Raw genomic sequence first — 20,908 nt, 5'->3', positions numbered from 1 at the left:
CCGCCCTTCTCCGATCCTTGCTTTTCGAATCCTGCTCGCCGGTCCGCGGCATGAGGGGCATGGCCGAACCTGCATAAACCCGACCATAAGAAAAGAAAAGAAAAAATTAAGAATGAGACTCACGCCAATCGGCGGCTGGTGTGGCCACTCACACCCGGCTTTGACGACCGGTCGTGATCCAGCTCGCAGAGCCAGCCCAGCGTTCGGCCCAGGCCGACATCCAATGGCGTGCGATTCTCGCGACCGAGCTCCGCGACCGCGCGAAATGGCGATCCCACGGAATGCCTGATGTCGCCCGCCCTGGCCTCCCTGTACATCACCGGAACGGACGCGCGCCCGGCGCTCATGACCGCCGCAGCGAGCTGCGCCACGGTCGTTGCCGTCCCGGTACAGACGTTGAGAACATCGGCCTTCAGGGAAGCCTTGCCGACCGCCGCCAGCACACAGGCGACGACGTCGCCGACAAAGACGAAATCCCTCGTCTGCAATCCGTCGCCGAAGATCGTCAAGGGCAAGCCCTCCAGCAACGATCGCGCGAAGATCGAAATTACGCCCGAGTACGGCGAAGCAGGGTCCTGCCGCGGACCGTATACGTTGAAAAAGCGCAACCCGAGGCTCGGAAGTCCGCATGAGCGTGCCGCTGTGCGGGCCTGCACCTCGCAGCACAGTTTGTCCGCGCCGTATGCCGACAGCGGCATCGGACTCGCGGTCTCGGCGATCGGCACATGCCGCTGGTCGCCGTAGACCGCCGCTGATGATGCATAGACGACCGGGACCGACAGCTTCGCCTGACGCAACGCGTCCAGCACCGCGATCAGGCCCGTCTGGTTGACATTATGGCTGCCGACCCAGTCTTCGGCCGACCGCGTAACAGAAGCAATGGCCGCCAGATGGATGCACGCCTGAATGTCGCGAACTCCACGTCGCACGAGGGCGGGGTCGAGGACAGAGCCCGGCAGAAGCGACGCCCGCTTGTTCAAATTCTGCAACCGGCCCGATGACAGGTCGTCGAGAACGACGACCTCGTCGCCCCGCTCGATCAGCGCGTCGACGAGATGGGACCCGATGAAACCGCAGCCACCCGTAACGAGATACCGCATAGCTGGTCCCGCCGCTGGACGAAAAATAGTCCCCGCAGCCACTTTACGTTTTTCTTATCAGTCGGCAACCGTAGTCCCAACTTTGACACACTTTCAGCCGGCGCCCATTCGTCAGACTGCATATCGTTAACAACGATAAGAAAACGATCGGGCGAGACCCTACATCTGCAGGATCAGCATGGTTCGCATCGCCGTCGCCGGCCTCGGGAAGATGGGCATCTCCCATCTGTCCATCCTGAAGGCTCACATGGATGTCGACGTGGTAGCTGTATGCGACACGGCGCAATACCTGCTCGACATCCTGAACAAGAACACCGGCGTCAACGTGCATTCCGATTTCTCGAGGATGCTGGATGAGGCCTCGCCCGCCGCGCTGGTTCTCGCGACGCCCTCGGCACACCACTACGAAATGGCAAGAACGGCGCTCGACCGCGGCATCAGCGTGTTCTGCGAAAAGCCCCTGACCCTCGCTCCCGACCAGTCGGCGGAACTGGCCGCCCTGGCCCAGAGCCGGGACGTGGTGCATCAGGTCGGTTATCACTATCGCTTCACCAGCACCTTCAGGGAAGTGAAGCGGCTGATCGAGGCGGACGCCATCGGACAGATCACACACGCCTTGGCGGAAGCCTACGGCCCCGTCGTGCTCCGGCCGAAAGGCTCGACGTGGCGCAGCCGGCGCAGCACCGGCGGTGGCTGCCTCTACGACTATGCAGCACATCCCATAAACTTGCTGAATTGGTACTTCGGGATGCCGGCGCATGTGGGCGGCACGTCGATCGGCAAGGTCTTTTCCCGGGATACCGACGACGAAGTCTACTCGACGCTGTACTACGACCGGCCCGCCGGGCTGACGGCACAGCTTTCGGTCAACTGGTGCGACGAGTCCCAGCGCAAGATGACGACCAAGCTGACCTTGTGGGGCACGAACGGTCGGATTTCCGCCGATCGCCAGGAAGTCCAGGCCTATCTCCGGGAGCCATGCGGCCCACTGCCGGACTATCAGCAGGGGTGGAACATGCGCTCGACCACGCATCTGGCGGCGCCGGTCTGGTTCTACCTGCGCGGCGAAGAATATTCAGCCCAACTCGACCACTTCGTGGCGGCCGTCGCCGGCAGGCGGCCGGGCGGCGAGAGCTGCTTCGAGAGCGCCAGCCAGACGGATCGCGTGATTGCCATGCTGCTGGCGGACGATTCGTCTGATCGGCGTCCGGACGCAACTGCAGCGAAAGGCGTCTCGCGATTCTTCGCAAAGGCATCTGCACCGTTCTTTTCCCGGCAAGCATGAGGGCGAAGTTGGACAGGCTCCTGTTCGGCGACAATCAGTTCTTCGGCGTGAACCACATGTCCGAGGACAAGGCGCGCGCGCAGGCAATGCGTTTCCGCGACGCGGCGGCCGTCATGGAAGTGCTCGATGCCGCGCTGGATGCAGGCGTCCGGACCTTCATGTGCACGACTCACGACCGGATCTCGGCGATCTGCGATCGCATGCGTGCAAACCCCGAGCGCTACAAGGAGTTCACCTTCTATCCTTCGATGCCGTACGCGCACAAATATGCCAATGCCGTCACCGAGGAAGGGATGTTTGGCGCCCTCAAGCGATTCCTTCCCGACGAGGGCCGCCTCAGCGCCATCCTGCGCGGCGGCATGGCCGTCGCGCGAAAGGACCTCGAGGGCCTGGCGGCGCCTCTCATGGACGCCGAGATGAAGATGTTCCGGGGGCTGAGCACGCCGGTCATCTTCCTGCAGAACATCGTCGTCGACCTGCTGCTTGGGCTTGGCGCCAAACAGGCGTTCCGAATATTCGCCGACCAGGTCCGCGACCGATATCGTGCTGAGCCGGGCTTCATAACAATGAACATGCCGCGCCTCCTGCCCGTGCTCGAGGAGGTCGGCATCGACAATCCGATCATCTGCGCGAACATCAACAAGCTCGGCTTTCGCATGTCCGGCGGCCTCGAAGCGAATGAGCGGGTCCTGCGGTCGGGCCGCTTTCGCGCCATAGCCATGTCAGTTTTCGCCTCGGGTGCGATCCCGCCGGAGGAGGCGATCAAATGGGTATGCGGCCAGCCCAACATCGCATCGATCGTGTTCGGCGCATCGCGCGGCGCCAACATCCGCCATACCTGCGAGCTCGTGGACAGGTACTGGCCCGCCGCAAGTCAGGAGCGCCGCGCACTCAGCGCCGGGACAGTGTGATGGGAACGACGAGCTACGAGACAGCCTCGCGTCGGGCAGGCGAACTGATCGCCGCCAGGCTGCGGGGCAGCCATGCCCGCATCTACGAGGCCGGAGGCGGATCGCTGTCCCTCCTGCCGCCTTCGCTGCTCGTCGCCTCGACGATCTCGGTGGTCGATATCGATAAAGTGCAACTGAACAACAACACGTATGCCGACATCAAGATCCAGGGCGATATCCAGACCTACTCATTCCCCCCGGACAGTTTCGACCTGGTCGTCTGCAACCAGGTCATCGAGCATCTGGATCACCCCGAACAGGCGATCCGGCTCTTCGGCGAGATGCTCGCGCCCGGCGGCGTCCTGTTCATCGGAGCCCCCCATCCGGCCTCGTTCTCCGGCCTTGTGACCAAGTACTCGCCTCACTGGTTCCATGTCTGGTTCTACCGGCACGTCATGGGTAGCGCCACGGCCGGGCAGCCCGGACACGCTCCGTTCCGCACCGTCTACCACCCGCTGGTGCATCCGAAGAAGTTGATCGCGTTCTGCGATCAGCTGGGATTCTCGACGATCTACTTCCGCGAATTCCCGCACTGGGTCTATGCCAGCCTGGAGGAACGAAGGCCCGCGCTGGGACGGCTGCTCTCCGGAACCGTCGCGGCAATGAACGCGCTGACGCTCGGCCGGCACGATCTAAGGAACGGCGACTATCAGATCGTCTTCGAGAAACGCGCCAGGAAGAGCGAAGAGGTCATCTCCTCCCCGCCGGCCTGACGATCTTTCTCTGCCGTACCCTGCAATGGAGGCTTGGCATGAAGCGGAGCACACGCCTGTCCAGTGAAGTCTTTGCGCGGCGCAGGGCCGTGATCGGCACCGCGGCATTGGGCACCGTTCTCGGACTGGCGGCGCAGGCCGTCCACGCGCAGACCGGCGGCAAGCCCGCCGGCGGGGCGCGTCCGCCAGCGCCCCTGCCGCTGGGGCCCCTCTTCAATCCGCTGGACTACGGAGCGGTGGCCGACGGCACGACCGACAACACCGCCGCCTTCGCCGCCATGATGAGCGGCGTCTACGCGACGAAGGGGGGCACGATCTGGCTGCCGCCAATCGGTGGGTCGAGATTCGGACGCGGCGCCGGCACGTTCCACTTCTCCGGCGGTCCGGGCGGCACGGCGAATGCCTGGACCATCGACCCGGGACGGCTGGGCGACAACTCAGGAACGATCCGGGTCGAGCTCAACGGAAACTGGTTCAGCTACTCGGGCAGCGGCTGGTTCCTGCAGATCAAATCGAACATAGCCGGCCCGAACAACGTTCGAGGCCAAGGCAAGAACATCATCATCAACGGCGGTCGCGGCAATGTCCTCGGCAGCCCGGCCGGCAAGGGTGGCGTGCTCTGGCAGGACCAGGTCCAGGGCTGGTACGAAAGTTTCCAATGCAGCGGCTTCACCAGGGGCGCCGGACATCAGCTCGAGGTGACCAACACCGATACCGCGCTGTCTTGCTGTGAGACGAATACGTGGCAGAACCTGTGGTCAACCAGCAACCTCGTCGGCTTTTACGGCAAGGCGCCGCTGGAACGTGGCGTGCCGCAACAGTCGGCGAGCTTCGAGGGCAATGTCTTCACTAACCTGGTCGCCGAGACGGCTGAGCTCAGCGACGCCTGTCTGTTCAAGCTGGAAGGCGCGTGGGCGTCCTCGGTCCTCCAGCAGGTCGGCGGATTCTATGGCCACGTCAGCACGAAGGGCTGCGTCGGCTTCGTCCTCGATGGATACTTCGAGGGGGTCACGATCCTCAGCCCGCGCATCGACTCCTACGGTTCGATGACGTCGAGCCACGCCACCGACTGGACATTCGGCAAGCAGTACACCAAGGACCCACACGGCTTCCCGACGATCGTATCGCCGACCTTCACCAGGCTGCCGGAGAACTACTGGCAGAAGCTGAACGTTGTTGGCTTCGGCTGTGCGATGATGCCGGCGTGGTACGAGAAGGAATTCGTCACCCGCGCCCTCTACGTCGGAGCCCATGCCCATACGCCGGCCGCCGGATCGCTCGTCGCCGACATCGGCACCCTTTCCGGCGGAACGATGTGGTCGCTGGACCATGCCGGCAGCACGAAGTTCAGGAGTCTGCTCGTGAACAACGCCAACGGCGAAGGGCTCGGCTATGCGACCGGCGCCGGGGTTGGCGGCATGGCCGTCCAGACGACCTCGAAGGCCACGCGCGTGACGCTGAACAAGCTCACCGGCTTCATCACGATGAACAATGCGGCTCTGGCCGCGGGAGCGAAGGTGAGCTTCGCCGTTTCGAACGCGACCGTCTCGGCGACGGACATTCCGGTCGTCGTCGTGGCGCGTGGCGGCACGGCGAACGGCTACAGAGCGGAGGTCACCGCCGTGGAGGACAGGGGCTTCACCATCACGGTCGAGAACCTCACCGACCGATCGCTATCGGAGCAACCGGTTATCTCGTTCAGCGTGCTCAAGGGCGCCGCGAACTGACGCCATCCGGGCGCCGGCTGGTCCAGGCTCCAGTTGGTCCAGACCTTAACTCTTGCGATCGGTTCGGACCCGCTCCGCAGGATGTCCTGCACTGTGACGCCGCAATGTCGTGCTGAGTAGCGTCATGATCGGCACTGCTGCCGACACAGCGGCAATCAACGATCGCCACCGGAGGACGAAACAGATGCGAAGATCAATGGCGGCGATATTGGCCGTGGCACTGCCGGCATTGCCGGCGGCCGCGCAGAATCCCCCAGTCGGACGCAGTCTGGCCGTGCGCTGGTGCATGGCGTGCCACGTTGTCGAACCCAACCAGAGCATGGCCACCGATAACGCGCCGAGCTTCCGGGCAATCGCCGCCCGGCCCGACACGACGGCGCGTTCGCTCGACCGCTACCTCTCTACAGGGCACACGCTCATGCCCGACTTCTGGCTCAGCTCCCAAGAGCGCGACGCGCTGGTCGCCTACATCTTGAGCCTGCGCTAACGCTGCTGCACTTGTCCCGCCCGGATGCCGGCGAGAAAAAGCAGGCTGTCGGCACATTCTAGTTCAGCAACGCATCGCGCAGGCGCGACAGGAACGGGCTTGGCGCGTAGGGCGGTATGGGTTCCACGACGACCTCGGGCTGCGCCAGCGCCGCGGCGATGGCGGAGGGCAGTTCCTCCTCTGTCATGGCGATATGGACTCCCCGCTTGTGCTGGAGCCACCGCGCCGTCTGGAGCTGGTGATCCGACGTGTGCTCACCGAGCCAGGCCAGGCGGGGAAACAGAACAATCGGGCGCGCCCGTTCGGCTGCGAGCAGGAAACTGCCGGTCCCCGCGTGGGCAATCAGAAGCCGGCTCCGATCGACCATCGCGGCGAATTCGTCGGGGGGCACGAAACGCATCCACTGCATGTGCTTGGGCTCGTAGACTCCCCTGTCGCCGATCTGGGCGATTACTTCCTCCTCGCGATGGACGCCGGCCCACCGGTCGACGACCCGGACCAACCGGTCGAAGGGAAGCATGGTCCCTATGGTCAGAAGGATCACAGCACGGCCCCCCAGTAGTCGGGGCCACGTCGGCTCTTCAAGTCGGGCCATTGGGTCAACCAAACATCGGCGACGTAGCGCGCCAGCGAGCCCGACATCGACAATTCCTCGACGTTGGCGATCTGATCGATCCAGATGGTCTTGGCCCTGACGAGCAGCTTCGCCAGCGCCAGCGCAAACAGGGCCGGCGCCGATCCCGTCGTGATGACCACGTCGGGCCGCTCTTTCAGGACGACCCGCACGAGCTGAGGGATCAGCACGACGATGGCCCAGCGGTCGTGCCGGGAGACGTCGCGCATGACATAGAAACGATGCCCGCTCACCTGGCTGGCGTAGCTTCTGTGAACGCTGACGAAGGCGACATCCAGCCCGGCAAAGATCGGATAGAGGCGACACAGATCCGCCCAGTGGCCGCCGCCCGACGCGACCGCAAGGATTCGTTTCACCCGGGTTGCGCCTTTCCCGGAACGGTCGGCAATGGCCTGAGGCGGGGCGTCGGGGGTACTCACCGCGGAAGATCCTCGACCGGAGCGGCCTTGCGGAGTCCTGTCATGTCAGTCAATGCGCGCTCGCAGACCGACACGCAGTTCGACCAGTCGTAGTCGCGGCGCAATCGCGCTCCGGCAAGCCTGGCCCTGCTCTTCAACGACGAGCGGTCCTGGCTGAGGATGAAATCCGCCGCCTTGCGGTCAGCGGCCGGATGGCCGACCACATGCCCGCAATACGATCGCGTGATGTGCCGGGCACCGGGCAGGTCCAGACAAATCGGGAAGACGTCGCAGCCGATGCTCTCCAGCACGATCAGCGGAAGGGCGTCGAGCTCCGAGAGATGGACCAGCACATCCGCCTGGGACAGCTCGCCGAGCAGGGCCGGCCCCGGCATCGCGCCGAGAAAGGCCACGTCGCCTTGCAGATCCCTCTCCGAAATCAGCGATTCGAGCTCCTGCCGGGTATGCTCGTCGCTGGGGCCGATCAGCCGCGCCGAGAACGGCAATCCCGCCCGCTTGAGGATGGCGCACACCTCGATGAAAAGGAACGAGCCCTTCCCCCGCGACAGCCGGGCCGCATGGACGAGCCGGACGGGAGGGGCACCGCCTGCGGGCGGCTCGCCGCGCGGCGAGGCCAGCGCCTTCGGCAGGAAGGTGAGGATCGTGCACTTGCTGGACGATGCCGGCAGAACGAGTTCCTCCATCTGGCTGTCCGACAGCAGAGCAATTCCATTCGCTGTCGACAGGAGCCTGAGCCCGACGAAATGCAGGACCGGATTCCTGATCGACGCCAGGCTTCGCCCGACGTGCGGGGTCACCAGGACGCGGTAGCCAAGCAGACGGCAAACGACCAGCACCACCAAGTCGGGAAAGCTGGAATACTGAAGCCAGACACAATCCCAGTCCGCGTTCCGCCTGCGGAACAGCGCTCCCATGCATGCCGCGAGCCTGGGCAGCGTCTTCGGCCGCAGGTAGGCCGCGTCGGAGAAGATGTGCTCGACCCTGTGCCTGCCGATGCTGGTCAGCGCCTCTTCGGCACGCACGCAGAATTGCTCCACCCCACCCTGGACGCTTCGGCTTCCTCCGACCAGCAGAACGTTCATGGGCTTCCCTTCGATTGACGGACGAGGATGCAAATCGCGCTCAGCGTCGCGACCCAGACGAAGTTTGCCCGGTCCAGCAGAGACGTTTCCGTCAGGTTATGCAGCCAGAAGAAGGTGAAGACGGCGCCGAGGAACCACCGCATGTGCGCGTGGATCTCGCGCGTGAAAAGAAGGTACATCGGGTGGGCGACCAGAGCCGCCATCGCAATCGCCAGGCCGACGGCGCCGGTCTGCACCAGGAGGTCGAGATAGCCGTTGTGGCCGACGTTCAAGGTCGAATACCAGGCCTTTCCAAGGGCATTCACCGGGCTGGCATTGCCGATGGCCCAAAAGGAGCCGTAACCGGAGCCCAGCAGCGGGTGGTCCTCGGCGTACTCAACCAGCATTTCCCAGATCTGGGTGCGCCCGGTCAGCGCCCTCGGGTCCTCGAGAAAGGCAAGCACGTCGGGAAGGAAGTCCTCGAGCTCGACGAAGGCGACGAGGACGAGCCCGAGCGCCCAGATCGACAGCACCTTGCGCACAACGGGATATCGGTAACCGTAGCCGAACAGGAGCGCGGCGGCGGCCGCGACGCCGACGACGCCGTTCGAGGTCTTCGATCCCGTGAAGAACAGGAATCCGACGGACAGGGCGAGAAAGACGGCTGCGACCGCACGGCGGCGGCCCGCGAACAACAGGTGCAGGAAATACAATGCAGCGAGGGCACCGAACGCGCCGGCCGCGTTCCGGTGTATGTGAATGCCGCGCCACGCACCTCCGGCGGCCTCGAACTCGAGATCGGCCGGCGGATGGACAGCCTGCGGCAAAGCTGCCATTGCCGCCCAGTCCGCCATCAGGACAAGCGCGAAGCACAGGCCGATGATGGATATGACGCTGCCATCCTCCATCATGCTGACCGAGTAGACGATGCCGAGGACGACGACGCTCGTGAAAGCGATCCGCCGAAACGAAGCGCCCGGGTCGATCGCCCAGGCGACGCTCAACCAGCACCACAGCAGCAGGGCGACGAGAGCGATCGGCACGTTGAACAGCTCCCCCGCCCCCCGGGTGGTCACCAGGGTGAGAACGATCGACAGGAAAATCGCCGAGAAGCCGACTTGGCGTATCGTATCGCTGCCGTCATCCGGCGCGCCTGTCGCCTCGTAGCCGCCCACGATGACCGGCGAATAGAAAAGGAAAGAGGCGAGAATGAACAAAAAGAAAAGGACCCGCGTCAGTACGCTGGCGGCACGGCTTTCCGGATAGACGGAGACGGTCATTTCGCGGTCGCGCGTGCCGGAGCAGCGCCTCGGCTCTGATGGCACTGTCTCGGCGAGGCGCCGCGCACGACGGCCGACGGGCCGATGATGGTTAACTCGGCGTCCCATGGCTGGGACGTTCCCGCCTGAGGGTCCCGGGCGACCGGCCAGCGACGGGCCTGTCGCCAGATCCAGCCGGCGATCACCAGTTCGCCGGCAAGGATGCCGGCGATCGACCACAGCGGGCCGCCGACGATGACCAGGACCAAGACGGTGGTGATGGAGACTCCCGAGGACAGGATGCTTGCGATGGCGAGTGGGCGAAAGGCGCCCGCCGCCTGCAACAGCGTTCCTTCCGGCGTGCGCAACACGCGGATGGCGGCGACGGCCAGCCACAAGGCGGCACCGGTGACCACGACCGGTCCGCTGTAGTGGGACGAGAACAGCGCGTCGGGCGCATAGAGCAACAGGAGCGCGACAGCGAGGGCCGTTGCCAGCCATGCCAGAATCAGGATGAGACGGAGGAACCGGCGCGAGTCCTTGACCAGGTCGACCCGGTCGTCGGCGATCTGGCGTGCCATGCGGGCCCGCTCGTAGTCGGTGAGCGTATTCATGGCGACCCCAACCGGCCGAATGAACAGCGCGGTGGCTGCGATCGGCGCGAAGCCCAGCGGCCCGTAGATGAGTGTGACGATGTAGACGTGGGCGTTGGCCGTGGCCTCGGTCGTCAGCACGCCGAGAAAGGCCCAGCCAGCGTGCCGGCGCCAGATCCGTGCATAGAGTGCCAGGTGGCGCCCCCGGACATGGATGAACTGCTGCGCAAGATAGCCGCGACCGAACGGGAGAATGCCGGCGAGCGCGCCCCCCAGCAACGTTGCACAGGCGATGTCGAGGCCGACGTGGCGGTCCAGGAGCGCCATTGCGATGCCCACCAGGACGATGACCGAATAGACGATATCGGACGCCGTGGTCTTGAGTTCCCGGCCAGTCGCGTAGGCATGGGCTCGCGCAAACCACCGGATCAGGGCGACCGCGGCATAAGCCGCGAAAAGCCCAGCCTCGGTCAGCGACACGCCGAGGGTGCATGCCAGGGCGAAGAAAAGCGGGGCGGCGACGCAGACCGCGGCCAGGTTCGTCGCGAACAGGCAGCCGCTCAGTTTCCGGCGCGACGTAGGATCCTCATCCGCCAGCACGATCGGCAGCACCGCGCCGAACAACGCGCTCGAGATGCCCAAGCTGAACTGCGACGCCGTCAGCAGGAATGAGAACGTGCCGAAGGTGGCCGGTTCGACGAAGCGCAGAAGAACGAGGGACAGTGCGAACTGCGAGACGGCGGCACCCACCGGGCCGATCGTCACGAGCATGTAGCGTCCCAGATCACCGGCGAGGCCTTTCATGTCCCTCATCGGCCTGGTCTTCCGGTCAGCCGTCGTGGCTGGTTTGGCCCGTCCTCACCCGCCTGTCATAGGCACGCGCCGAGAAGGCCCGGCGGAGGGTGCCTGCGGAGGACCCGCGCAGCCGAAAGGCGACCTCATCGGTGCGGGGGTGAACCAGACGGGCCAGGAACACGGCCAGATGAAAGGGGCCGATCGCGCCGCCAAGGTAAGCATCGACAATCATGGCAAAGGCACGCAGCGGGGCGTCACGCCGCAGTTCGGGGGCGATCTTGGCCCGGAAGGCGAGAAACGCCCGGCGCGAGATGGTCGGCTTCCACGTCTCGAGCGTGGCCAGCGAATCGTGCGGACGCGGCGTGCTGCTGCGACCCGTCGTCTCGCGGTCCTCAACGACACAAAGGACCTCGGGCAGCATGATGAACTGCACGCCCCGGCGCTGCAGGCGCATGTACAGGTCCCAATCCTCATGCTGACGCATGCCCGGGCGATAAAGGATCTCGCGCGCCATCCTGGCGGAGAACAGCACCGTGGGCTGGGCGATGTAACCACCGTCGGCGAAAAGATAGTCGGCCACGTTCTCGTCGGCGCCGATCGCACGGCGCGGGCGCACGATCGTTTCCTGGCGGCGTCGCACCTCGGCCGGCGAGTAGACGAGCACCATCTCGGGATCGCCGCTTCGTTCGGCCGCCTCGACCTGCCGCTCCAGCTTGGACGGCAGCCAGACATCGTCGCTGTCGAGCAGCGCCACGTACTTGCCGGCGGCGTGCCGGATCGCGGCGTTTCGCGCACTGGCCGGCCCCTGGTTCATAGGCAGCGACACGACGCGGACCGGGATCGGAAACGGCCGGCTCGCGATCACGTGGACGGTATCGTCCGTCGAGCAGTCGTCGGCAACGATCACCTCGACGGCCGGATAGGTCTGCCGCGCCACGCTCTCGAGGGCGCGCAACACAGAATCCTTCCGGTTGAAAGTCGGGATGATCACGCTGACGAGCGGAGTTTCCTGACTGTCGACTCGGCTGGATGTACCTGGTTCGACCATGAGGGCAGCTTGCCTTCGCGCGCCCTGCCGGCGGCGTGACCTTTTCGTAACATGCTCTGGTCGAAGCGGACGAAAAGATAAGAAAAGAAAACAGAATCAACGGAGTAAGCAAAAACACCACGCCACGGCCGGTTGCTGCGCTTCCTAGGCAGCCCCCGCTCGCTGTCTTAACATCGGCGCGACGAGCCGCCGGATCGTCTGCGCGGCATCCGCGAGCGCCCGGCGCGCCGGGCGATCGCGACGACGTCCCAAGCCGAGGTCAGGTAATGCCCCAGGAGCCGGCGCTGTTCCAAGGACCCTTCCCCGTCGCTACCCAAACGTTGTCGGCGCCCGGGCATCCCAAGGGCGTCGACAATCTCTGGCGCATCCTGCGCCGCCGCTGGCGGCGGTGCCTCATGGTCTTCGTCCTGGTCTCGCTGGTGGGCGTGGCCATCCTCCTGATGCTTCCTCGCGAATACACCGCGCACACGATCATGGCCGTCGCCTCGCGGCAGCCCGATCTCGCCACGACCGATCAGGTTGCCCCGCCGGCCTACCCGCCTCCGCCGCGCGAGCCCGATGTCGAAAGCGACATCCAGCTCATGAAGACGAAGGCGGCGCTGGTGAAGATCGTGCAGGATCTGCAGCTCGACCGGGACCCCCGTTTCCAGGCGAGCGTGCACAACTGGCGAGCCGGCGTCCTCGCCCTGCTCCGCCAGCGCTGGCGTTCGTTGACGGATGGCGATTGGCCCGGCGTCTTCGCGGCGCTGCCGGAGCGATGGGAAACAATAGCCGCGGCTGCCGTCGATCCGGCGGCCGACCCGGTGGAGCTGATCGCCGAATCGCTCGGCAAGAAGCTCAAGATCTGGACGATCGGCAGGTCGACGACCGTGGACATTGCCTTCACCGCGACCGATCCGGGCGTCGCGGCGAAGGTGGCCAATGCGGTGGCCGACAACTACATCGAGGCCCGTCAAGCGGCTCGACTGGACCAGGCCAAGGCTGCGGCGAAGTACCTGAAGGGCCAGTCCGAACACCTTCTGGAGCAGGTCGCAGCCGCGGAGAAGGCGGTCGAGGACTTCCGCGCCGCCAACATCCTGCGCGACAGCCGCGACATCGGCCAGCTGCAGGCCGAGATGGATGCCACGAACGAGAAGCTGGCGGGCGCGCGTATCGCAGAGGGCGTGGCAAAGACGAAGCTGCAAGCGGTCGAAGCCAGGGTCAAGCAGTTCGGGCTCGTGGGCGCCCTGGAGTCGGGCAGTTCGCGGCTCGACGACAAGCTGCGGGAGATGGAAGCGTCGCTGCATGCCGAGCTCGCCGGGACGTCGATCGCCCAGGGAGCGGCGCACCCGAACGCTCTGCGCGTCGAGAAGCAGTATGGGGCGGCGAAACGGGAAGTCGAATACGAGGCAAAGGCCCGGCTCGCCAGACTACGCTCCGACGTCACCGTCGCCGGCAAGCAGGTCGAGTTGCTGGAAGCCGCCCTGCAGGGCTTCAGGGTCAATTACGACCGGCTGAGCGGCGGACTGGTCGAACTGCGGGCCCTCGAGCGCCGAGCCGGTGTCTCACGCACCGTCTACGAGGCGTTTCTGAACCGGCTGAAGCGCACCGAACAGGTCGGCTTCAACGAGGCGGCGGGATGGGTGATCGCGCCGGCCGCGGCGCCCCTGACGCCCAGTTCGCCCAGGGTCCTCGTGGCGCTTGGTGCGATACTGTTCGTGGCGGCCGGCGCGGCGCTGTCGTTCGCCCTGGTCAGCGAACACAAGGACAACGGAAAGATCCTGAGCTCTCAGCACATCACCGATAGGGGCCTGAAGGCCCTCGGCATCGTCCCGGACCTGCACCATCGAGCGGATTCGCTGGCGCGGCTGCTGCGCTTCACCTCGGACCAGAAGCCTTCGGCCTTCTCGGAATCGATAGGGTCGATCTTCACGTCGGTCATGGAGCTGGCGCAGCGCGAGCGGTCCTCTCTCGTGCTGCTCGTGACATCAGCCCTGCCCTTGGAAGGCAAAACGACCACCGCGATCGCTCTGGCCGCAAAGATCAGCAGCGCGGGCAAGCACGTGCTGTTGATAGATGCGGACCTCCGATCGCCACGCCTGCATCGCGCTTTCGGCCTGTCGCCCAAGCCGGGGCTTGCGGATTGCCTCGACCCGTCGTGCGACCTGAATGAGGCGATCCACGTCGACGAAAGGACGCGCATCTCGGTCCTGACGGCAGGATCGCTGTCCTCGGTGCCGCAGAACGTATTGCGCTCGCAACGGCTGGCCGAGGCCATGGAATGCTGGAAAGCATCCTACGACTTCATCGTCGTGGACTCGCCGCCCGTCCTGCCGATCTCGGACGCGCGCATCCTCGTGCCTTTGACGGACTACTCCATCTTCATCGCCCGCTGGAAGAAGACGCGATGGACGGTGGCCGCCCATGCGCTGTCGCTGTTGGGCGACGCGGGCGCCCGCATCGCCGGCATCGTCGTCTCCAAAGTCGACATAAAGCAGCTGGCAAAGTACGAGTTCGCCGACTCCGAGGTCTATGGCCGCGCCTACAGTCAATATCTCAGGGCTCGAAGGGCGGCTTGACCCAACCTCGAGAAGCGGGTGGTTCGTACAAGCAATCAGGTTCCGATGCCGTCCTATATTGGCGTGCCGCTCGGTCCCGTTCAGCGGGCAGTCGAGTTCTGGCACTTGTACCGCACCCATACGCGCGACCTCCCGGGCAGGATCCATGCGCTGCTCGACGAGACACGTGACATGGACAGCAAGATCAGCCGGCTGATCGGCGCACCTGTTGCCGGCCTCAAGATGCTTGAGATCGGTCCCGGCCAGCAGCAGCTGCAGCTCGCCTATTTCGGGCGCAACAACGAGGTCATGGGAATCGACCTCGACGTCCTCCTGCCGGTCCTCAGTTTCCGGGGGTGTGTCCACATGCTGGCGCAGAACGGCTGGTTGCGCACCTGCAAGACCGTCGGGCGGAAGCTGTTGGGAATCGATGCCAGGATAAGGGCGGAAGTGACCGCGCAACTGGGGCTGGGAGCCCTGCCGGAACTGCCAGTGCTGCGCATGGATGCGTCGAGAATGCAGTTCCCGGACGACCACTTCGACGTCGTTTTCTCCAAGGACGTCTTCGAACATCTGTCGGATCCCGAAGGTGCGATCCGCGAGATATCCCGAGTGCTCAAGCCCGGAGGGACAATGTTCGTGCGCCTTCATCTCTTCACCTGCGACAGCGGCGGCCACGACACGCGCATATTCTCCGGGCGGCGGGGAGGATTGCCGTTCTGGGCTCATCTTCGGCCGGAGTTGGGGCAGCAAGTCAGGTCGAATGCCTACCTGAACAGATTGCGGCTCGACGACTGGGTTCGATTGTTCGAATCCCGGATGCCGGGATGCAGGGTGATCGCGTTGTGCAATGCACCCCCACCAGACCGCGAGGAGTTGGCCAAACTGAGGTCGGCGGGGCAACTGAGCAACTACTCGGACGAGGAACTGCTGTCGGTCGGTGTCGACGCTTGCTGGCGCAAGCCCGTTTCGCCGTTGACGGCGCGCTGTCCCGGTCCGGCCCCGGCCAAACCTTGATGACCGTCGAAGTGATCAGCGCTGGGGCTGCGGCGCTTTCTGGTCGAGAAGGACGTGCAATAAAGGGCCGATATTGGCGCAAAAGGCGGCCGGTAACGTGCGACGCTGTATATCGAAGAAGACCGACATATCAACATCTTAGCCATTTATGTCCTTCTGGCTACGGATCAGAAGGTTAGGAGTTCGAATCTCTTCGGGCGCGCCAACTACCCAACCTCGTTTGTTTCAAGCTGGCCAACGTTTTCGGGCTGCTCTGCTGTGATCCACAAAGAGAACAAACAGAGGGAATCGGTCGCACGCGTTGAGACGTGCGACTCATGCGCTCCGCCCTGCCTGCGCTCGCTGGCCAGTCGGCCACGGCCTTGGCAGACACAGGCTACGTTCACACCGATGCGGGAAGCCCCTAGCGTAGAGGCGTTTGCAGACACGATCACAGCCGAACCAGTCAGCGCGCTTACGGAAGACCGTGTCGATGTCGGCCGCCGTATGAGGCGGCCTCAATGGATCGGCCACCGGCTCGATGTAAGCAGATGCAGCCACGGTCAGCTCCCTCGATCGGCCAAATGACAACACTCCGTAGAGCACGCTCAAGAATTACGGGATCGGTCGCTCATGCTCGCTCAATTACAAGAATTGCGCCGGGAGGTAAGTGATGGAAGAGGAAATCGAGGAGAGCGGTGGAGTCGGATACCCTGGGATAGAATTCGGTTGGCCACCGCCGCACGGTGCGTTCGGAGGCCACAAAGAACGAGTGTTTTGCGAGCTAATCGCGCCGCAGAAGCGGTTTCATCACCCGAAGGTCGTAGGTTCAAGTCCTGCCCCGCAACCAGTGCGAAAAAGCCGCCGCTTGCCGGCGGCTTTCTCTTTTTCCACGCCTCTACTGCGCGGCCTTGGGTTGACGATTCGATCATCGCAACGCCCGTAACCCAGCGATTGCTCCTCTCTCTCGATGAAACAGCTGGACGAGAGTGTCCATGACGGCTCTCACGCGCGCAAGGGCGCGGACATCGCGATGCACGAGCGGCCATTGGTCGGAGACTATGTTGCTCAGTACTTGGCCAACCCTGTGACGTGACGAATCACGATCTCCTAGATGACATGGAAGAACAGCCAATCCGGCCGGTTGCCGGTCTGACCCGTCCCATTGTGGTTGCCGGGCCGCTCTGCGACGCAGGAGACGTCTTCACCCAACATGACGGCGGCTTCGTCGAGTTCCGCGAACTCCCGCTACCGGAGGCTGGCGACATCGCGATCCTGCGAGGCGCGGGGTCTATGGCGCGACCATGTCTTCAAACTACAACACGCGCCCGCTTGCGCCTGAAGTCATGCTTGATGCGGGAGCGCTCTCGGTAATCCGCAAGCGCCAGCCGATCGAGCAGTTGCTTGATCTTGAAGCCGATGGAGGATCGCTCTGGTCGTTGCGCCAGCGGTGAGACCGAGTTGCCACTCAATCCAACGGGTTGGTAGTGTGGCGCCCGCGCGCCTGGCGTCAAGTCGCGCTGGTTGTATTGGGGGAATCCATGGAGCTTCACAGGCGGGGACATCGGTATAGGGATGCAGAGACCGGTGTCACGCTCGACACCTGATTCCCGCAGCGGGATGCGGCGGTGATCCGCCACTGCTTGGCGGAGAAGCACGCCTTGGTCGAGGGCGACCATGTCGAGGTCACGATCCAGCATCTCGACGATCGTCCGGCTTCGACCGAGGACGTTTGGCTTCGCTTGCACCTGCTGTCCGAGCGGAGCGTCAAGCTGAACAGCCTTAATCTCGACGGCGCCTTCAACTTGCTCACCAACGTCGCCTGGACGTCCGCCGGACCGGTGCTGCCTGGCAAGGTCGACGATCTGCGCACGAAGGTGGCGGCCGACTACCATCACTTGATTGTCTACTCGGTCGACAAGTTTCCGCGCATGGTAGACTTCGTGGTGCCGTCGGGCGTGCGCGTCGGCGACGCCGACCGAGTGCGGCTTGGCGCACACCTCGGTTCGGGAACGACTGTGATGCACGAGGGCTTCGTCAACTTCAACGCCGGCACGCTGGGCGAGGCGATGGTCGAAGGCCGAGTCACACCGGGCGTGATTGTCGGCAAGAATTCCGATGTCGGTGCGGGCTCGTCGATCATGGGGACACTGTCGGGTGGAGGGAAGATGAAGAACTCGATCGGCGAGCGCAGCCTGCTCGGGGCGAACGCGGGCATAGGGATCTCGCTCGGCGATGAATGCATCGTCGAAGCAGGGCTCTATGTGACGGCAGGCACTAAGGTGAAGTTGCCGGACGGCAAGGTGGTGGTAGCACGAGAACTGTCCGGCCGGCCGGGGTTGCTGTTTCGGCGCAACAGCCAGAGCGGCTCGGTCGAGGTCCTGCCGACGGACTCCTCCCGCTGGGGCGGGCTGAACACGACGTTGCACACCAACGACTGAGCAGGCCTTGATGGCCCTTTCCTGAACGCCGCGAGTTCGTCGGGCGCGTGGTGCGCCTCGAACCGCTGTCGGCATCTCATGTGCCTGCCGCATCGTGCGCATTGTCAGTTTTTTCGTTGGCAGCCGCAGCGGGTCCCCGAGATCGAGGTGACGTAGTAGAGCGTCTCAAAGCTTGACGTCTTCTTGGCGAGATGGACTGAAGCATGCATCATCGCAGACGATCGAAGTGGGGACGAGCCCTTGCGTCACCCAAGTAGACCTACGTCTTTGGGCGCCGTGTCGTCATTGGAGAGTCTATGGTCGGTGCTTCGAAGAGCACAGAGCCAGTTGCACAGGTCCCGGCCCACAGACGCGTCCGACCGACGAGGCTGTCCTGGCGGAGCGCCTGGCGCAGACCGGCATCGACCCCAGGCTGGTCGGCGAGCGGGTGATCGATGCGACCGCAGCAAGATCTTCTACGGCTTCGTCAGCGCCGTGCCAGCCGACGTGATGAAGGCGCGGCACCGCCGCATCGAGGCGGTGCTCGAGAACCGGTGGACGACGTCGTACTAGCGCCTGTACTCGTAGAGCCAATCTCTGACGGACCGCTCAACTTCATGACTTTAATCCACCGATAGCTGAGTCGCTACGTCCGTCGTTTCGCCGTGACTTTGGATCGTCTTTTCGGTCGATGCCGAGTTGTTGGTTTGGTCGAAGCCGCTCGGGCACCCATGCCTTCGATGAGCAACCGCAGCACGTATTTCAGTTTGCCATCATGGAACGAACCGGTCGCCAGCATATGGCGCATGGTCTGGGCATGAGCGCCGAGCAGGAATAGTGCCATAATGCCGGCATCTTCATCCTTGCGGATGCTTCCTTGTTGCTGGCCCAATACCAGTATGTCCCTCACCAAGGCGATAAATGCGCCGTCCCCAGAATCGACCGTCGAGGACGGCTTGTTTGCCGATCCGGACAAGGCCAGCGCGGCAATGTTCTGGTTTGCTGCGCACCAGCGTCCATGACCAACTAGCGTGTCCTCGAGAATGGTCAGCGCGGGATGGTCGTTGCCCATTCGCGCGCGGATCGGCGGATAGGAGTGCGCCTCAGCGCGTGCGCGCAGCTGGGCCACAATTTCCTCCTTGGAGGAGAACAAGTTGTAGACCGTCTTGCGCGTCAGCCCGGCCCGCTGCGCGATTTCTTCTACCGACGTAGATGCGAAGTCTCGATCCTGAAAGATGGCCTCGGCGGCGTCGAGGATCAGCCCGCGAGATCGTTCAGTGCGGGTCGCTTGCATAATTTATACAATAGTGTAAATTTACACTCCTGTATATAGCATTCTCTCTGGGCAGAATGTGCAATGCGGCAACCGAGCCGGTGCATTGTGGAGGACGCCCGTCATGGACAGGATCGCAATGGCCGATACCAACCGCCAGTTCGTGATCGCAGAGCTTCCGAAGGGAAAACTCGGGCCCGAACATTTCCGGATGATCGAAAGTGGCGTTCCCTCGCCGTCGGACGGCCAAGTGTTGGTACGTGTTCGCTACTTCGCGCTAGACGCCGCCATGCGTGCCTGGATGCTTGGGCCGACTTATCGCGCGGCGCTTACCGCCGGACAAATGATGGCAGGTACGGCGCTGGCGGAGGTCGTGCACAGCAAGGCTGCCGGCCTTGTCGTCGGCGATCTCGTGTTCGGCGAAACCGGGTGGCAGGAATATTCCGTGTTGTCGGCACAGCAGCTCACCAAACTCCCGCAAGCAGACCCTGTAACATATCTTCTCAACGTCTATGGCACGGCCGGATTGACCGCGTACTTCGGTTTGCTGGAAGTCGGCAAGGTGGAGAATGGCGATACTGTGATCGTGTCGGCCGCAGCTGGTGCAGTGGGCTCGATTGTGGGGCAGATCGCGAAGATCAAGGGTTGCCGTGTCGTGGGGATTGCCGGCGGCAAGGCCAAGTGCGACATGCTCACCGTTGATCTCGGCTTCGACGCTGCCGTCGATTACAAGGCGGGACCGCTCTTTCCTGCCGTTCAGGCTGCCTCGAATGGCGGCGTCGACGTCTATTTTGACAATGTCGGCGGCGACTTCTTCGAAGCCGTGCTGTTCAACATGAAGCAAGGCGGACGGCTCGTCGCCTGCGGCGCAGTCTCGGCCTACGACACCGATCCGTCAAAGGCACCCCAAGCGGTTCGCGGCGTACCGGCGTGGTTTACCGCCCGCCGTCTCACGCTGCGAGGTTTCATCGTGTCGGACTTCTACGCTGGCGGCGCCCGCGAGCGGGCGATCGCCGAGCTCAGGGGGTGGGTTGAGAGCGGTCAACTCAAGGTGCGCGAAGATATCGTCGACGGATTCGAAAACCTGCCGGCCGCATTGATCGGACTTCTGGCGGGCAACAATATCGGCAAGCGTCTCGTCAGGGCCGCCTGAGATACGAGACCTCTAGCCACGAACGCGGCGTGGACGCTGGGGAGATGGTCCAACAGCCGACGTTCGCAGCGTCAGCGTGGAGGCGCATGCCGACACGATCACGAGCGAGCCGGTCAGCAGGCTTGCGGGAGACGATCTCGATGTCGGCCGCCGTAGGAGGCCCTGATGGCTCGAGCACCGGATCGATGTAAGCAGATGCAGTCACGGTCAGCTCCCTTGAATCAACCGAATGACGGAACCCCGTAGAGCCCGCGGGATCGGTTGCTCATCCTCGCTTGACTCCAACACTGGCGCCGGCAGGTAAGGGATGGAAGAGGAAATCGAGGACGGCGGTAGAGCCGGATACCCCAGGATAGAATTCGGTTGGTCATCGCCGCACGCATCGTTCGGAGGCAATATGTCTTCGCGAGCTAGTCCCGCCGCAGAATCGGTTTCATCACTCGAAGGTCGTAGGTTCA

General features: G+C 63.9%; 18 protein-coding genes. 10 read left to right on the top strand and 8 right to left on the bottom strand.

The window, feature by feature from the left end; all coding sequences use genetic code 11:
* Positions 1-119: 119 nt before the first annotated feature.
* Positions 120-1,100, bottom strand: coding sequence for an NAD-dependent epimerase/dehydratase family protein (locus RSO01_RS30465; RefSeq protein WP_147154332.1), 981 nt, complete (start codon positions 1,098-1,100; stop codon positions 120-122).
* A gap of 178 nt (positions 1,101-1,278) precedes the next feature.
* Between RSO01_RS30465 and RSO01_RS30460 the strand changes: the two genes are divergently transcribed.
* From RSO01_RS30460 to RSO01_RS30440, 5 genes are all read left to right on the top strand, one after another.
* Positions 1,279-2,385 (top strand): Gfo/Idh/MocA family protein, encoded by a 1,107-nt coding sequence (locus tag RSO01_RS30460; protein WP_147154331.1) that lies wholly within the window; start codon positions 1,279-1,281, stop codon positions 2,383-2,385.
* Entirely contained in the window at positions 2,382-3,296 is a 915-nt protein-coding gene (locus RSO01_RS30455) for a hypothetical protein (protein ID WP_147154330.1), read from the top strand. The genes RSO01_RS30460 and RSO01_RS30455 overlap by 4 nt, the downstream gene beginning before the upstream one ends.
* Positions 3,296-4,048, top strand: a complete 753-nt coding sequence (locus RSO01_RS30450) for a class I SAM-dependent methyltransferase (RefSeq protein WP_147154329.1) — start codon at positions 3,296-3,298, stop codon at positions 4,046-4,048. The genes RSO01_RS30455 and RSO01_RS30450 overlap by 1 nt, the downstream gene beginning before the upstream one ends.
* 38 nt (positions 4,049-4,086) lie before the next feature.
* A complete protein-coding gene (locus tag RSO01_RS30445) occupies positions 4,087-5,775 on the top strand; it encodes a hypothetical protein (protein WP_147154328.1) in 1,689 nt (562 codons plus the stop codon).
* A gap of 124 nt (positions 5,776-5,899) precedes the next feature.
* Positions 5,900-6,262: a c-type cytochrome gene (locus RSO01_RS30440; protein WP_147154327.1), complete on the top strand. Its 363-nt coding sequence runs from the start codon at positions 5,900-5,902 to the stop codon at positions 6,260-6,262.
* A 58-nt stretch (positions 6,263-6,320) separates the two neighbouring features.
* On the opposite strand, the gene RSO01_RS30435 is transcribed toward RSO01_RS30440, so the two are convergent.
* The 6 genes from RSO01_RS30435 to RSO01_RS30415 are packed head-to-tail and all read right to left on the bottom strand — an operon-like array spanning position 6,321 to position 12,014.
* Positions 6,321-6,857 carry a glycosyltransferase gene (locus RSO01_RS30435; RefSeq protein ID WP_147154326.1) on the bottom strand — a complete coding sequence of 179 codons (537 nt, stop codon included), beginning with the start codon at positions 6,855-6,857 and terminating at the stop codon, positions 6,321-6,323.
* Positions 6,803-7,252 carry a glycosyltransferase family protein gene (locus RSO01_RS30430; protein WP_218037506.1) on the bottom strand — a complete coding sequence of 150 codons (450 nt, stop codon included), beginning with the start codon at positions 7,250-7,252 and terminating at the stop codon, positions 6,803-6,805. Before RSO01_RS30430 ends, RSO01_RS30435 begins: the two co-directional genes overlap by 55 nt.
* Before the next feature lie 59 nt (positions 7,253-7,311).
* The gene (locus RSO01_RS30425; protein ID WP_147154325.1) at positions 7,312-8,397 is read right to left on the bottom strand and encodes a glycosyltransferase family 4 protein; all 1,086 of its coding nucleotides are present in this window, start codon (positions 8,395-8,397) and stop codon (positions 7,312-7,314) included.
* Positions 8,394-9,656 carry an O-antigen ligase family protein gene (locus RSO01_RS47640; protein WP_170303471.1) on the bottom strand — a complete coding sequence of 421 codons (1,263 nt, stop codon included), beginning with the start codon at positions 9,654-9,656 and terminating at the stop codon, positions 8,394-8,396. Before RSO01_RS47640 ends, RSO01_RS30425 begins: the two co-directional genes overlap by 4 nt.
* Positions 9,653-11,032 carry an MATE family efflux transporter gene (locus RSO01_RS47635; RefSeq protein ID WP_170303470.1) on the bottom strand — a complete coding sequence of 460 codons (1,380 nt, stop codon included), beginning with the start codon at positions 11,030-11,032 and terminating at the stop codon, positions 9,653-9,655. The genes RSO01_RS47640 and RSO01_RS47635 overlap by 4 nt, the downstream gene beginning before the upstream one ends.
* Positions 11,033-11,057: 25 nt before the next feature.
* Positions 11,058-12,014: a glycosyltransferase family 2 protein gene (locus RSO01_RS30415; protein ID WP_170303469.1), complete on the bottom strand. Its 957-nt coding sequence runs from the start codon at positions 12,012-12,014 to the stop codon at positions 11,058-11,060.
* 323 nt (positions 12,015-12,337) lie between these two features.
* Here RSO01_RS30415 and RSO01_RS30410 point away from each other — a divergent pair, with 323 nt between their 5' ends.
* The 4 genes from RSO01_RS30410 to RSO01_RS30395 all read left to right on the top strand — a co-directional run bounded on the left by RSO01_RS30410 (position 12,338) and on the right by RSO01_RS30395 (position 18,045).
* Positions 12,338-14,629, top strand: coding sequence for a polysaccharide biosynthesis tyrosine autokinase (locus tag RSO01_RS30410; RefSeq protein WP_147154323.1), 2,292 nt, complete (start codon positions 12,338-12,340; stop codon positions 14,627-14,629).
* Positions 14,630-14,674: 45 nt separating this feature from the next.
* Positions 14,675-15,625 carry a class I SAM-dependent methyltransferase gene (locus RSO01_RS30405; protein ID WP_147154322.1) on the top strand — a complete coding sequence of 317 codons (951 nt, stop codon included), beginning with the start codon at positions 14,675-14,677 and terminating at the stop codon, positions 15,623-15,625.
* Positions 15,626-16,908: 1,283 nt separating this feature from the next.
* The gene (locus RSO01_RS48500; protein ID WP_218037509.1) at positions 16,909-17,058 is read left to right on the top strand and encodes a hypothetical protein; all 150 of its coding nucleotides are present in this window, start codon (positions 16,909-16,911) and stop codon (positions 17,056-17,058) included.
* A gap of 207 nt (positions 17,059-17,265) precedes the next feature.
* A complete protein-coding gene (locus RSO01_RS30395) occupies positions 17,266-18,045 on the top strand; it encodes a DapH/DapD/GlmU-related protein (RefSeq protein WP_281291538.1) in 780 nt (259 codons plus the stop codon).
* Between the two features lie 625 nt (positions 18,046-18,670).
* Here RSO01_RS30395 and RSO01_RS30390 read toward each other — a convergent pair.
* The gene (locus RSO01_RS30390) at positions 18,671-19,318 is read right to left on the bottom strand and encodes a TetR/AcrR family transcriptional regulator (protein ID WP_147154320.1); all 648 of its coding nucleotides are present in this window, start codon (positions 19,316-19,318) and stop codon (positions 18,671-18,673) included.
* A gap of 118 nt (positions 19,319-19,436) precedes the next feature.
* Between RSO01_RS30390 and RSO01_RS30385 the strand changes: the two genes are divergently transcribed.
* On the top strand, positions 19,437-20,450 hold the full coding sequence (locus RSO01_RS30385; RefSeq protein WP_147154341.1) for an NADP-dependent oxidoreductase: 1,014 nt from the start codon (positions 19,437-19,439) through the stop codon (positions 20,448-20,450).
* Positions 20,451-20,908: the final 458 nt, after the last annotated feature.

The sequence above is a fragment of the Reyranella soli genome, from assembly GCF_007992495.1.
In the GTDB taxonomy this organism is placed as follows: domain Bacteria; phylum Pseudomonadota; class Alphaproteobacteria; order Reyranellales; family Reyranellaceae; genus Reyranella; species Reyranella soli.
The sequence above is the reverse complement of the archived record's forward strand: the minus strand, read 5'-3'. Positions and strand labels throughout refer to the sequence as shown.